Genomic DNA, 14407 nt, shown 5'->3' with positions numbered 1-14407 from the left:
TACGCGGCGGAGCGGCCGATCAGCCGCCCCTGGTGTCGGTCGGCGACGGCCGCGCACTGCCGGCCGGGACCGGCCGGCGGCGTCGGCGGGAGTGTGCGGTCAGCCGGTCTTCTTGCGGGACTTGTCACCGAGCATGGTGAGGCCCGCGATCAGCAGGAAGAGCAGCACGGGGGCCACGACGAACAGGCCGACCGTCTCGGCGATGCTCAGCCCGGCACCCGGGTCGTCGCCGTCGTCCGGCCTGGCGGCCAGGGCGGTGGGGGAAGACATCAGCAGCATCAGCGTCGTACCGACGGTGACGGCTCCGGCTCGCACAGCATTCTTGTTGACCACGGTTCCAAACTAGCGAACGCCCCTGGGCGCCGCACCGCCGGGGTACCCCTGGGACGGGCGTCGTTCGGGCGGAGCGGCGGCGCCCGCGGCAGGCGCCGGAGAAGCCGCGCACCGGCGGACGCCGGGCGGGGCGCCGGCGGGCGGGAGGCGGGGCGTCTGCGGGAGAGAGGCGGGGAGTCCGCGGACGGGAGGCGCGCAGACAACTGCGACCACCGCGTCCGGAGCTGCGGACGTGGTGGTCGCGAAGAGCGGAGGAGCAGCGGCGCGTACGCGGACGGGCGGCGCCTGCTGTCTCAGTAGGCGGCGTCCATGCTGCCGCGCCCGTCGGAGTAGAGGGCGGCGCCGGTCGGCTCGCTGGTGAGCGGAAGCTCGGCGATGGGCGACTCGCTGGTCAGCGGTGCCTCGTCGGCGAGCGGCGGCTCGGAGGTGAGGGGTGCGTCGACCCAGTCGCCGGAGGAGGTGCCCTCCAGGCCGGAGTCGTAGCTGGGGAGAAGCTCGGCGAGCAGGCGTTTGGAGGGGTCGCCGTCCTCGGCCTTGCCGGCCTGTTTCGGCAGCGGAACGACGGTGGAGACGAGGAGTTCGGCGGACGCGGCCACGGCGGGCCTCCGTTCGTTGACAGTGCAGGACAAGAGCTGACTACCCAATGCTCACCCGGTCATCCGCGATCCGGCGAATATCGGGACCGGAAGGTGTCATACGTCACAACTCCCTCCCCGGCGGCGAATTGCCGGTTCGAGCCGCCGAGAACCGTCGGAGCGTTCGGAAAACAGCGCTTCCACGCGAAGATTTTACGTGCTTCGACCATCGACCTCCTGCCCACCCAACAGCACCGGACGGTCACCGTGCGCAACCCCCTTGACAGAACAGGGGGTTGCGCCACCCGGAACGGAGTCGTCCGGCGACGGAAGGTGAAAGAACGCCCGGCCGTACCCCCGCGGAAAGGAACCGGCCAGTCACGGAGTGAAGGAGGTGTCACCGCCCGTATTGGCGATCATGCGCCGCAGCACCCGCAGGGTGAGCACGTACTCCTCGTCACTGACGCCCGCCCGGGCTTCGGCGAGAGTCGCCGGGACGACCTCGTCCATCAGCTTCGTGCGCAGCTCGCCGCCGCGGGCGGTGGGCACCAGCCGGCCCTCGACCTCCTCCAGCAGTCCGGCGGCCACGACCTCGTCGACCGCCGGGCCGAGCACGGCGTCGTCGAGGAACGGGCGGCTCTCGGCGATCACCCGCACGATCTCCTCGCGCGTGAGACCTCCTCGCTCCACCGCGCCCTCGGCGCCGGCCCGATAGAGGACCCACCAGTTGCGCTGGGCGAGACCGAACCGCCCGACGGCTCCGTTGATCCGGGCGACGATGGCCGCGGAGGCGGCCCCGCTCCAGTAGCCCATGGGCTGACTCAGCAGCTCGGCATCGGAGAAGGTCTCGGTGAACTCCCCTTCGGCGCCCGCGGAGCGGCGGCCGGCGGAGCCCTCCCCGGAGCCCGCCGCGGGCTTGACGGGGAATCCCCCGGCGACGGCCCCGGTGTTGACGGCGTTCATGGTCGCCCCTCTCGATCTGCGGCTCTCCCGCACTGCGGGGCCGCGGTGACTCGGTGGGTTTCCACGCTAGAAGTTCAACTTCGGTTGAAGTCAACTGCCGGACGGCGACGCCGGATTGGGGCGACTGCGCGCGCCCGGGACGCGGCGGAACGACACCGCCCCGGGCGCGACCGACGAGGCCGCTTCACGCCCCGCTTCCCACCCCCGCACCCGCCACGGCGTTCCCGGACGCGGTGCCGCCGGAGGCGGTGTCCTCGTACGCGGCCCGCAGCCGGCCGAGCGCGGCGGTCCCGGCGCCCGCCGCGTCCAGGGCGAGCAACCCGGCGCCGAGCACCGGAGGTGCGGTGACGACCCGGACCGCGGCGTGCGGGGCACGCTCGGCGAGCCGCTCCAACAGCGCGTCGTGCAGGAGCGGATGGCGCGCGGCGACGACGCTGCCGCCGAGCAGCACCGGAGTGGGCACCCCGCCCAGCTCCAACCTTTCCAGCGTCACCGTCACCAGCGCGACCAGCTCCTCGACCTGGCGCAGCACGATCCCGCGGGCGATCCGGTCGCCCCGCGCCGCGACGTCGAAGAGCACCGGCGTCGCCTCGTGCCGCCGCCCGGCGCCGAGGGCGCCGAGGTGGAAGGCGGCGATCAGCTCGGCCATCGTGGTCAGGCCGTAGTGCGCGGGCAGGGCGCGGGCGAGCTCGGTGTCCGCGCCCCGGCCGTCCTCGGCGCGGGCGGCGTGCCAGATCGCGGAGTCGGCGAGTCCGCCGCCTCCGCCCCAGTCGCCGGAGAGGGCACCGAGCGCCGCGAAACGGTGGACCGTGCCGTCGGCGCGCTGCCCCGCGCAGTTGATGCCGGCGCCGCAGACGACGGCGACGCCCTGCGGCGGGCGGCCGTCGTCGTCCAGCCCGGCGCGCAGGATCGCGAAGGTGTCGTTGGCGACCTCCGTACGCGCGCCCCAACCGCGTTCCGCCAGGGCGTCGCGCAGCGCGACCTCCTCCTGCGGCAGGTCGGCGTTGGCCAGGCAGGCGGTCACTCCCGCGACCGTGGGCCGGCCGGCGTCGGCCAGGGCGCGTTCCACGATGCCCTGGAGCACGTCGACGGCGGCCTCCGTGCCGACGGCCTGCGGACGGAACCCGCCGCCGCGGGCGCCCGCGAGCAGCGTCCCGTCCGCGGCAATCACGGCGGCGTCGGTCTTGGTGTTGCCCGCGTCCAGCGCGAGCACGGCCGGTGCCGCTGCCCGCGGGGCGACCGACTCGGAGGCCGCCGGTCGACCGGACCCGGAGGCCGACGCCGACGGCCGATCGCTCACAGCCACGGCAGGTGCTCCTTGTTGTGCGCGAGCAGCCGGTCGGTCAGGGTCTCGGCACGGTCGTACTGGCCGATCAGCGGATGGGAGAGCAGCGCGGCGAAGACCCGGTCGCGCCCGCCGCGCAGCGCGGCGTCCAGCGCCAGGTGCTCGTACGCCGTGACGGAGCTGATCAGCCCCGCGTACAGCGGGTCGATGTCCGGCGCGGGCAGCGGGACGACGCCGCGCGCGGACACCTCGGCCGGGACCTCGACGACGGCGTCGTCGGGCAGAAAGGGAAGGGTGCCGTTGTTGCGCACGTTGACGACCTGCACACCGGCGCCACCGTCCTGGGTGCCGAGCAGCGAGGCGGCCAGTGCGACCGCGGCCTCGGAGTAGAACGCACCGCCGCGCTTGGCGAGCAGTTCGGGCTTCTCGTCCAGCTCGGGGTCCGCGTACATCCGCAGCAACTCGGCCTCCATGGCGGCGACTTCGGCCGCCCGGGAGGGCTTGTCGTGCAGCTCGCGCACCACCGCGTCGTGGGAGTAGAAGTAGCGCAGATAGTAGGAGGGGACGACGCCCAGACGGTCCAGCAGCGGCCTGGGCAGCCGAAGGTCCTCGGCCAGCCACTCGCCGTGCGCGGCCAGCAGCTCGGGCAGTACGTCCCGGCCGCCGGCGCCGCCGTCCTCCGGGGCGAGCTCTACGCCGAACTCCCAGGTCAGATGGTTGAGTCCGTAGTGCGCGAGCCGGAGCCTCTCGGGGCCGACACCGAGCAGCCCGGCGAACTTGCGCTGGAGGCCGATCGCGACGTTGCACAGCCCGACGGCCTTGTGCCCCTCCTCCAGCAGCGCCCTGGTGACGATGCCGACGGGGTTGGTGAAGTCGATGATCCAGGCGTCCGGGTTGGCCCGCCGGACCCGCTCGGCGATGTCCAGCACCACCGGTACGGTGCGCAGCGCCTTGGCGAGCCCGCCCGCGCCCGTCGTCTCCTGCCCGACGCAGCCGCACTCCAGCGGCCAGCTCTCGTCCTGCTGCCGTGCGGCCTGGCCGCCGACGCGGAGTTGGAGGAGCACGGCGTCGGCATCGGCCACCGCGGCGTCCAGGTCGGTGGTGGTGCGGATGACTCCGGGGTGGTCCTGGCGGGCGAAGATGCGCCGGGCCAGTCCACCGACGAGCTCCAGTCGCTCCTCGTGCGGGTCGGTGAGGACGAGCTCGCTGATCGGCAGAGTGCCGCGCAGCCTGGCGAAGCCGTCGATCAGTTCCGGGGTGTAGGTGGACCCGCCGCCCACCACCGCGAGTTTCATGGGTACTTGGCTCCCGTCCGGGTACGGAGCGCGCCCGCCGCTGTCGAGCCGGGCCGTGGTCTCGCGCCGTACACAGAGCCCACCGCACCGCATCCGGGCCCCAGTTGTCTAGACCTTGTCCGGGCTGTGCCGCCGAGCGGCCGTCTCCTGCGCCCAGCGGCCGGGCCGACCCCTGCCGGGCAGCCGTGGCCGCCGCACGCTCAGCGGCCGTCCGCGCTCTCGTCGACCAGCTTGCGCAGCCGCACCGCCTCGCCGTCCACCACGCGTACGCCCTGCGCGTCCAGCGCGTGCTTGATGCGCCAGCGCAGCTCCCGCTCGACCGGCTTGACCTGGCCCGGCATGACCTTCGCCGAGACCCGGACGACCATGGAGTCGAGGGTGACCGACTCCAGCCCGAGCACCTCGACCCGGTCCCAGAGCTTCTCGTCCCACGGCGGGGAGGCGGCGAAATCGCGGCCGGCGGACTCGATCGTCTCGCGCACCTTCTCCAGCTGCTCCCCCGCGCCCACCTCCACGTCGACGGCTGCGGTCGACCAGCCCTGGCTGAGGTTTCCGACCCGCCGGATCTCGCCGTTGCGGACGTACCAGACCTCGCCGTCGTCGCCGCGGAGCTTGGTCACCCGCAGCCCGATCTCCAGAACGACGCCGGTGGCCTCACCCGCGTCGATCCGGTCGCCGACGCCGTACTGGTCCTCCAGCAGGATGAACATTCCGGTCAGCACGTCGGTGACCAGATTGCGCGCGCCGAAGCCGAGCGCGACACCGGCCACGCCCGCACTGGCCAGCAGCGGACCCAGGCTGATCTCGAAGACCGACAGCACGGTGAGCGCGGCCGTGCCGAGGATGAGGAAGGCGGAGACGCTGCGCAGGATGGAGCCGATCGCCTCCGAGCGCTGACGCCGGCGCTCGGCGTTGACCAGCAGACCGCCGAGCGTGTTCCCCGCGTTGTCGGCGGAGCGGTTCATCCGGGCGACGAGACGGGTGATCGTACGGCGGACGACCGTCTTCAGCACCAGCGCGATCACCACGATGAGCGCGATGCGCAGACCGGCCGCGAGCCAGCCCTCCCAGTTGTTCTGCACCCAGCCGGCGAAGTCGTTCGCGCGCACCTGGGCGTCCTCCATCGAGTTCACGCCGACACCCTAGGCCGGGGAAATGTGCCACAACCCCGGGGATGGTCGCGAGCTGGCCGGATTGCTGTGGGTTTGGCCGGAGATTTGACCGAGGGCCCGCTCCGTGTGTCCGAAAACACGCGAGGCCCATTACCTGATCGTGGTGGCCAGCGGGCCGACCTGGGGACACACTGGGGGAGATCGTCCCGGCGCGAGCCACGCGCCGCAGACGTACAAGGAGGCACCGTGCCGCATGTCCTGGTCCTCAACGCGTCGTACGAGCCGCTCGGCATCGTACCGCTCCGTCGCGCGCTCATCCTCATCCTCAACGACAAGGCGATCAGCCTGGAGGATTCGGGCGCCCTGATGCGCAGTACGAGCTGCGCCATCCCCGCACCCAGCGTGGTTCGGCTCAAGCGATTCGTACGGGTGCCGTTCCGCGGCCCCGTGCCACTGACCCGGCGGGCGCTGTTCGCCCGGGACGGCGGACGCTGCGCCTACTGCGGCGGGGCCGCCACCAGCGTCGACCACGTCATCCCGCGCAGCCGGGGCGGGCAGCACGCCTGGGAGAACGTCGTCGCCGCCTGCCGGGCGTGCAACCACGTCAAGGCGGACCACCACATCACCGAGCTGGGCTGGAGACTGCGCCATCAACCCGCGCAGCCCGCCGGCCTGGCGTGGCGCATCATCGGCACGGGCCACCGCGACCCGCGCTGGATGCCCTACCTGAGGCCCTACGGCGCGGACGACGCCCTGGCCCGGATCGACGGCAGAACACCTGCCTGAGACCGGGCCTTCGTCGTTCCGGGGCCGGCGCCGGTGTCCGTTCGGCCCTGCGTCGGCGTCCGTCAAGGCGTCGGCGTCGACGTCCGTTCGGCCCGGTCGGGCCCGGCCCGGTCCGACCGGGCCGCGCTGAGGCGTGGGGCCGCGCGGCACGGTGCCGGGGAGGCCGTGCCGCGCCCACGGCTGCCCCGGCACCGTCCGTCCCACCGCCCCGCCCGGCGGGAGCGGCCCGGCGGCGGAGCACGGCGCACGCCGGTGCGCGCCCGGCGGTCGCCGTCCCCCGCACGCTGCTGACGGACCGTCGGGGAACCGTCCGCCGTCGCCCGGCGTCATCCCGCACGGCAGCCGAACTCCTCCCCGCGCGCGACGACTTCGCGTCCGCCGGGGCGTGATCGCGTCAGGAGCGGAATTCCCGGCCGGGGGCAGTGTGATCGGGCACCCGGCACGCCATACTGCTGACAGGGGTTCACTCCAACTGCCGGACGAACAGCGGGAGTCTGCACGCAACCGAACATCGAGGGCGACAAGGGCGACAAGGGGGAGGGCCGTGTCGGTCACCGAGCAACAGACCGTGGAGCCGTCGACGACGACGGGAGCCGACGGGGTCGTCGCACGCTCGGAGCCCGGGGCGCGACCGCCCCGTCGATCGGACGCGGCGGAAGCCGTCGCCCGGCTCCGCGCCGCCTTCCACATCGAGCCCGGCAGACTGCGGCTGCTCGGGGCGGCGGCGGTGGCCGCGCTCCTGGCGTTCGGGCTGTCGGCGTCCTGGCAGGTGTCCGAACGCAGGGACAGCACGAGCGCGGTGATCGACGGAAGTCAGCCGCTGAGCATGCACGCCGCGCAGATCTACCGCTCGCTCGCGGACGCCAACACCACGGCCGCCAGCGGCTTCCTCGCCGGGGGAAACGAGAACCAGGACATACGGAACCGGTACAACCGGGAGATCGGGCTCGCCGCCGAATCCCTCTCCGAGGCCGCCGCCAACGGCAGGGCCTCCGAGGCGGCCAGGGCCAAGCTCACCGAACTCACCGAGCAACTCCCGGTCTACACCGGCCTGGTGGAGACCGCGCGCGCCAACAACCGGCAGGGCCTGCCGGTGGGCGGCGCCTATCTGCGGCACGCCGACAAGATGATGCGCGACGATCTGCTGCCCACCGCCGAGAAGCTCTACGAGGCGCAGTACGAGCAGCTCAAGCAGGAACACGAGAGCGCCCGGTCGCTTCCGTGGCTCACCCTGCTGTGGGGTGTCGCGGTCCTGGCGCTGCTGGTGTGGTTGCAGCGGCGCCACTTCCTGCGCACCAACCGCGTCTTCAACCGCGGCCTGGTAGCCGCGACCTCCGCCGCCGCGCTGCTGCTGGTCTGGGTGCTGGGCAGCGGACTGCTGGCCCAGCACCACCTCGACGAGGCCAACACCAACGGCACGCTCTCGCTGGACAGGCTCAACTCGGCGCTGGTGGCGGCCCTGAAGGCGCGCGGCAACGAGGGCATGGCGCTGGTCTCCCGAGGCGCCGGCGAACAGTACGTGAACGAGTACGAGAAGAACATGAAGGACCTGGCCGGCAGCAGCCCCGAGGACGGCGACGGCGGACTGCTGCGCGAGGCGGAGAAGTTGGCGGACGACGAGGCGGGCAGTGAGCCGGTCAGATCCGCGCTGCGGAACGCGGGTTCCTGGCACTACCGCAACGGCGAGGTGCGGAAGCTGGAGGCCCGCGGCGAGTACAGCCAGGCGGTCGCCATGGTCATAGGTTCACGCCGTACGACGGGTGAGACCTTCGACAAGGTCAACGACGGCCTGAGCAAGGCGATCGAGCACGAGCAGAAGCAGTTCACGGCCGCCGCGCAGCAGGGCAAGAACGCCCTGGGCTCGCTGCCGGTGGGCGCGGTGGTGCTGGTGCTGGTGGGCGCCGCGGGGGCGGTCGCCGGCATCGGCCGCAGGCTGGCCGAGTACCGGTGACAGGGGCGGACATGACAGACAGACGACGGTTCGGCGGCACCGACCCCGACTCCCGCGTGCGGGCACGCAGAATCGACCGGGGCTTCCTCGCCACGGCCGCGGCGGCACTGACCATGGTGTTCGCCGTGCTGCTGCACACCGTCTGGGCCCCCGCCCCGCGCGGCGGTACGGCCGAGGCACGCCAGGAGGAGACGGCCGCCCAGCCGCAGCGGCCCGCCGCGCCCGAGCAGCGCCCCGCCGCATCGGAGCGGGAGAAGGAGTGCGCGGACGGCAGCGACCCGGCGGCCAGCCTCAAGCCGGCCACCGCGACGGGCGAGGCCGTGCGCCGTATCGACGAGCGCGGCTTCCTCAAGGTCGGCGTCGACCAGAACAGCTACAACTGGAGCCACCGGGACCCCCAGAGCGGTGAGCTGGTGGGCTTCGACATCGATCTGGTGAAGGCCATCGCCGAGGACCTGCTGGGCCCCTCCGCGCGGATCGTCTACAAGGCGATCTCGACCGACCAGCGCGCCGAGGCCCTGGCGGGCAACGACGTCGATCTCGTCGTGCGCACCATGACCATCCTGTGCGAACACCTCGACAACGACGTCGCCTTCTCCACCGCCTACTTCGAGGCCGGCCAGCAGCTTCTGGTGCCCCACCGCTCCCGCATCACCGGGCTGAACTCCTCCGCCCGGGGCAAGAGACTCTGCACGGCCGGCTCGTCCACCGGCGAGAAGGAGCTGAGCGACGATGCCCACGGCGTCAAGATGATCCGGGTGCCCAACCAGCTCGACTGCCTGGTGCTGCTGCAACTCGGCCGGGCGGACGGCGTGGTGACCGACAACGCGCTCGCCGCGGGCCAGGCCGCGCAGGACCCGTCGGTCGGTCTGGTCGGCGAACCGCTCACCTCCGAGCTGTACGGGGTGGCGATGAGCCGGAAGGACGAGGACCTGGTGCGCCGTGTCAACCACGTGCTGGAGGAGTTCCGCGAGGGAGGTGAGTCAAGCCAGTGGCAGAAGTCCTACCGCAAGTGGCTCGACGAGGTGCTGGACGGCGAGTCGGCCACACCGCCGAAGCCGCTCTACCGGGACTGAACACCCCCGCCGCGCAGTGTCGTTGACCCTTCGGGGCGGCGAAGCCCGGCGACGTGTCCCGGCCGGCGGCCCGTACCCAGCACCAGCAGCCAGTGACCGCAGCCCGTACGAGCAGTGAGGTGATCGATGGGGTCCCCAGGACCCGCCGGCCCGGTGATGAACCGGGAGGAGGTGGACAGGACGCTCGCCCGTCTCGGCGCGGAGTGGGAGGCGATCGAGTCGTCCCTGTACTCCCTCCAGGACCACGCGGGGCGTCGGCTGCTGGAGGGCGCCGAGCTGAACGGCACCACCAGACACCGCTGGGCGACAGCCGAGCACACGATCTCGCTGCTGTGGACGCAGTTCGAGACGTACGGCCGGGCACTGACCGCGGCCAGGGAGATCCGCGGCAGACGGCGCTGGCCCAACCGCGAGGAGCTCCTCGAACTGACCGCGCTGCTGCGCGGCGAGGGTCTGACGGTCGGTGCCGGTGCGGCCTCCAACGGCAGGCTCGCCGAGCAGGTCAGCCTGGACCGGCTGGTGGAGCGGATGAACACCGGCTACGCCCGGGCGCTGGACGTCGTCGCCGCGGCGGACTCGGTGTGGTCGGCGCTGCCTGCCCGGATCGATCTGCTCGCCGCCGAGCTGCGCCGGGTGCACTCGCTGGCCGGCTCCGTCGGCGTGCGCGCGGGCGAGCATCCCGCCGGTGACGAGCTGGAGCAGATCACCGAGGAACTCGTCGCGCTGCGCCGGGAAGTGGTCACCGATCCGCTGGACTTCTGGCTGCCGACACAGGGCAGCAGCACACCCGGCAGCGGCCGTCCCGACACCGGGCGCTACGACCGTGCCGCTCGGGCGCTGGAGGACGTGCGCCGCGAGGTCGACGCCGTGCTGGCGGTGCGTCAGGACGCGGACGAGCGGTTGCACGGGGTGCGCGACACCCTCTCCCGGGCGGACCGGACACTGGCCGAGGCACGTACGGCGCGCGGCGAGGTGCTGGCGAAGATCGCGGCGTTCGAGGTGCCCGCGGTCAGCGGCCCCTCCACCGTGCTGCACGAGGAGCTCTCCACCGCGGTGGAGTACCGCAGGGCGGGCCGTTGGCACCGCTTGTCACCGCTGCTCGACGGGCTCGAGGAGCGCGCGGAGGAGGAGCTGTACCGGGCCCGGGCCGCGCTCTCGGACGTCACCGCGCCGCTGGCGGTGCGCGCGGAGCTGCGCGGCAGACTGGACGCGTACCAGGCGAAGGTCTCCCAACTCGGCCTGGCGGAGGAGCCGATGCTCATCGAGCCCTACGACGCGGCACGGCGGATGCTGTGGAGCGCACCCTGCGATCTGCGAGCGGCGGAGGCCGCGGTGGCCCGGTTCCAGCGGGCGGCGGCGGAGGCCGTCGCGGCGGGCTCGGGCGCGGGTGCCGGGACCGGGGAGGCAGGCTGATGAGCGCACCACCGACGGGTTGCCAGCAGCCCGACTGCGAGGGCTCCTACGAGGACTTCGGGGACGACGAGCAGTACTGCGACGTCTGCGGGTTCCCGCCCCCCGTCTCCGGTCTCGGCGCGCTCGGCTCCCCCGCGACCGGGGTGGTGGCGGAGGCCACCGGCCGGACCGGCTCCTCCGGGTCGACGGGCACCGGCCCCGGGTCCTCCTCGCACCGTTCGGTCTCGGGGCGGTTGTCGGGCTCCTCGAGCGGCGCGGGCTCCGTACCGGCGGTCTCGGCACGCGGCTCGCGCAGCACCACCGACGGCTCGTCCTCGGCGCGCAAACGGCTCGGCGCCGGGCTGGTGACCGTGCCGGAGGTGCCGGCTCCGGTCCCGACGACGGAGGTGATGGCCGATCCCGAGGTCCCCGAGCGCAAGCGCTTCTGCAGCAACGGCGAGTGCGGCAGCTCGGTGGGCCGGTCGCGCAAGGGCCGGCCGGGACGCACCGAGGGCTTCTGCACCAAGTGCGGCCAGCCGTACTCCTTCACCCCCAAACTGAACCGCGGCGATGTGATCAACGGGCAGTACGAGATCGCCGGTTGTCTGGCGCACGGCGGTCTCGGCTGGATCTACCTGGCCATCGACCGCCCGCTCAACGGCCGCTGGGTCGTGCTCAAGGGCCTGCTGGACACCGCCGACCAGGACGCCATGGCGGTCGCGATCTCCGAGCGCCGCTTCCTCTCGGAGATCGAGCACTCCAGCATCGTGCGGGTCTACAACTTCGTGGAGCACCACGATCCGCGCACCGGCAGCGTCGACGGCTACATCGTCATGGAGTACATCGGCGGCAAGTCCCTCAAACAGCTGGCCAACGAACGTCTCACCCCCGAGGGCCGCCGGGAGCCGCTGCCGGTGGAGCAGGCCTGCGCCTACGGCATCGACGCACTGGAGGCGCTCGGCTATCTGCACAGCCGCGGGCTGCTCTACTGCGACTTCAAGGTCGACAACGCGATCCAGCAGAACCACCAGCTCAAGCTGATCGACATGGGCGCGGTCCGGCGGATGGACGACGACGACAGCGCGATATACGGCACCGTCGGCTACCAGGCCCCCGAGGTCGCCGAGCAGGGCGCCTCGGTCGCCTCCGACCTCTACACCGTCGCCCGCACCCTGGCCGTGCTGACCTTCGACTTCCAGGGCTTCACCACCGTCTACCGCGACAGCCTGCCGCCGCCGGAGAGCATCGGGATCTTCCAGCAGTACGAGTCGTTCTACCGACTGCTGGCACGTGCCACCGACCCCGATCCCGGGCGCCGGTTCGCCTCCGCCGAGGAGATGGCCGACCAGCTGACCGGGGTGCTGCGCGAGGTCGTGGCCCTGCAGACCGGCAAGCCCAGGCCCACCGCCTCCCGGCTCTTCGGCCCCGAAGTGCGCCTGGTCGACACCGATCTGCTCAGTCCGCCCCGCGGGGACGCCTCGACGCTGGGCTCCCGGGTGCAGCGCTCCCGCCGCCGGTTCGGCTGGCGGCGGGCCGACCGCCCGCAGGCGGCGCAGGCGCCGGCGGCCCTGTCACCGGGCGGCGCGGCTTCCGCCGGGCCTGTCACCGGCGCTCTCCCGGCCGAGCGGACCGGTTCGCTGCCGGGGTCGGCCGAGCGGCCGGCGATCCCCGCGGGCGGTGTGCCGGCCCAGTCCCCCGAGCCGGCGACGGGCGCCGAGGTTTCCGGGCGCCGGGCCGGGCAGTCCGGCGGGGACGGCGATCGGCAGACGGGGGCGGCGGGCGAGCAGGCGCTCGCGCCGGCCGAACACCCGCCCGGCGCGCCCGAATCCGCCGCCCCACCGGCAGCGGCGCCCGGCGCTGTCGCACCCGGCACCGTCACGCACGGCACCGTCGCGCCCGGGACCGCCGAGGACCCGGCGACGTACTCCTACGGCCAGACCCCCGCCCATGTGCGCCTCCCGCACCAGCTCCGCGCCTCCTCGCCCGCCGTGCGGGAGCCGGTCGCGGGTGCGCCGTCCCTGGTGCCGCTGCGGATCCACGCCACCGCTCTCGCGCTGCCGGTGCCCCGCATCGACATGCGGGACCCCAGCGCCACCTTTGTGCTCGGGCTGCTGAACGCCGAACCGCACGACGTGCTCCCGGCGTTGGAGGAGGTCCCGGTCGAGTCCCTGGAGGTGCGGCTGCGCCGGCTGCGCGCCCGGCTCGAACTCGCCGACCGGGACCCGGAGTCCGCCACCGCGGTGAACGAGATCATGGCCGCTCTGGAGAGCGAGCACGGGGAGGACTGGCGGGTCGTGTGGTACCGCGGTCTGGTCGCCCTGACCAGGGGCGACCGAGACACCTCCGCGCACTCCTTCGACGCGGTCTACGACGCCTTTCCCGGCGAGCCGGCCCCCAAGCTCGCGCTCGCGGTCTGCGCCGAGATGCTGGGCCAGCTCGACAACGCCGCCGAGTACTACCGTCTGGTGTGGTCCGCCAACCGCAACTACGTGAGCAGCGCGTTCGGTTGGGCGCGGGTGCTGCTGGCCTCCGGCGACCGGCCGGGGGCCGTGGCCGCTCTGGAGTCGGTGCCGCAGACCTCCATCCACTATCTTTCTGCACGGGTCGCCGCCGTGGCCGCCAGGCTGCGCGAGCGCGACCCGCACGACGACCTGCTGCCCGATCTGTACGCGGCGGCGGAGCAGGTCGAGCAGTTGGACGCCCTCGGAGTGGACGCGCCCCGTCGGGAGCGGCTGACGACCGAGGTGCTGGGCAGTGCGCTTGACTGGGTTCTCGCAGGGCGACACGGCGCCCCGGCGAACCCGGGCCCCGGGCAGATCCGTTCTGTGCTGGGCTGCCCGCTGGAGGAGGAGGGGCTGCGGCTCGGACTGGAGAAGTCCTGCCGCACTCTCGCCCGGCTGGCGACAAGCGGTACCGAGAGGATCGAATGGGTGGAACGCGCCAACCGCTTCCGCCCCAGGACATGGGTGTGACGATGCCGCAGCTCGAACAAGTCTCCACCTGCCCCAGCTGCGCCGAGCCGTTCGAAGAGGGCGACCGCTTCTGCGGGGTGTGCGGCACCGACCTGACCGCGCCCCGCCCGGTCGCCCCCACGACGCCCGTTCCGCCAACCCCCGCCTCGGGTACGGCCGTTCCGCCGACTCCCGCCTCCGGCACCGCCGTTGCGCCGACTCCCGCCTCGGGGACGGCCGTTCCACCGGCCCCCGCCCCCGGGACGCCCCCGCAGACTCCGCCGCCTCCGCCCGGAGCGCGCCCCGCGCCCCAGCCGGAGACGCACCAACCGGGCGTCCCCACACCGACGTTGACGGATTTCTCGGTTCCGTCCGGGGCGCCGGGCGCTCCCCCGCAACCACCTCGTCCGAACGCGGCCCCGACCTCACCGCAGCAGCACCGGGCACCGCACCCGCAGCCCGGACAGCCCGGTGGACACGGGCCGACGGGCCGGCCGGCGGAGCAACACCCGCCCGCCCGCGGGCAGTCCGGCGGGTACGGTCCCGCGCCCGCCGCCGCGCCCGGTCGCACCGGCGGGCCGGTGCCGCCGCCACCACCGCCCCCGGGCGCCACTCCCCCGGCGGGCCCCGACCCGCAGGCGAAGCGTCCCCGGGAGTCCGGGGCCGTGCCACCGGCAGATCGGAAGAG

General features: G+C 73.4%; 11 protein-coding genes. 5 read left to right on the top strand and 6 right to left on the bottom strand.

The window, feature by feature from the left end; all coding sequences use genetic code 11:
• Window positions 1–99: 99 nt before the first annotated feature.
• The 6 genes from MTQ01_RS07345 to MTQ01_RS07320 form a co-directional block, all read right to left on the bottom strand.
• Entirely contained in the window at window positions 100–279 is a 180-nt protein-coding gene (locus MTQ01_RS07345) for a hypothetical protein (RefSeq protein WP_236073981.1), read from the bottom strand.
• 347 nt (window positions 280–626) lie between these two features.
• Window positions 627–929, bottom strand: a complete 303-nt coding sequence (locus MTQ01_RS07340) for a hypothetical protein (protein ID WP_247487859.1) — start codon at window positions 927–929, stop codon at window positions 627–629.
• 357 nt (window positions 930–1286) lie between these two features.
• The gene (locus MTQ01_RS07335; RefSeq protein ID WP_247487857.1) at window positions 1287–1871 is read right to left on the bottom strand and encodes a hypothetical protein; all 585 of its coding nucleotides are present in this window, start codon (window positions 1869–1871) and stop codon (window positions 1287–1289) included.
• 184 nt (window positions 1872–2055) lie between these two features.
• Entirely contained in the window at window positions 2056–3084 is a 1029-nt protein-coding gene (locus MTQ01_RS07330) for a BadF/BadG/BcrA/BcrD ATPase family protein (protein ID WP_247489106.1), read from the bottom strand.
• 83 nt (window positions 3085–3167) lie between these two features.
• Window positions 3168–4451 carry a 6-phospho-beta-glucosidase gene (locus MTQ01_RS07325; RefSeq protein WP_247487855.1) on the bottom strand — a complete coding sequence of 428 codons (1284 nt, stop codon included), beginning with the start codon at window positions 4449–4451 and terminating at the stop codon, window positions 3168–3170.
• 200 nt (window positions 4452–4651) lie between these two features.
• Entirely contained in the window at window positions 4652–5575 is a 924-nt protein-coding gene (locus MTQ01_RS07320; RefSeq protein ID WP_247489104.1) for a mechanosensitive ion channel family protein, read from the bottom strand.
• A 234-nt stretch (window positions 5576–5809) separates the two neighbouring features.
• Between MTQ01_RS07320 and MTQ01_RS07315 the strand changes: the two genes are divergently transcribed.
• The 5 genes from MTQ01_RS07315 to MTQ01_RS07295 all read left to right on the top strand — a co-directional run bounded on the left by MTQ01_RS07315 (window position 5810) and on the right by MTQ01_RS07295 (window position 13740).
• On the top strand, window positions 5810–6349 hold the full coding sequence (locus MTQ01_RS07315; RefSeq protein ID WP_216815005.1) for an HNH endonuclease: 540 nt from the start codon (window positions 5810–5812) through the stop codon (window positions 6347–6349).
• A 544-nt stretch (window positions 6350–6893) separates the two neighbouring features.
• A complete protein-coding gene (locus MTQ01_RS07310) occupies window positions 6894–8300 on the top strand; it encodes a hypothetical protein (RefSeq protein WP_247489236.1) in 1407 nt (468 codons plus the stop codon).
• A gap of 11 nt (window positions 8301–8311) precedes the next feature.
• Window positions 8312–9376, top strand: a complete 1065-nt coding sequence (locus MTQ01_RS07305) for a glutamate ABC transporter substrate-binding protein (RefSeq protein ID WP_247487853.1) — start codon at window positions 8312–8314, stop codon at window positions 9374–9376.
• Between the two features lie 126 nt (window positions 9377–9502).
• Window positions 9503–10789 carry a hypothetical protein gene (locus MTQ01_RS07300; RefSeq protein ID WP_247487850.1) on the top strand — a complete coding sequence of 429 codons (1287 nt, stop codon included), beginning with the start codon at window positions 9503–9505 and terminating at the stop codon, window positions 10787–10789.
• The gene (locus tag MTQ01_RS07295) at window positions 10789–13740 is read left to right on the top strand and encodes a serine/threonine-protein kinase (RefSeq protein ID WP_247487847.1); all 2952 of its coding nucleotides are present in this window, start codon (window positions 10789–10791) and stop codon (window positions 13738–13740) included. Before MTQ01_RS07300 ends, MTQ01_RS07295 begins: the two co-directional genes overlap by 1 nt.
• Window positions 13741–14407: the final 667 nt, after the last annotated feature.

This window comes from Streptomyces sp. XM4193 (genome assembly GCF_023072595.1).
GTDB lineage: Bacteria > Actinomycetota > Actinomycetes > Streptomycetales > Streptomycetaceae > Streptomyces.
The sequence above is the reverse complement of the archived record's forward strand: the minus strand, read 5'-3'. Positions and strand labels throughout refer to the sequence as shown.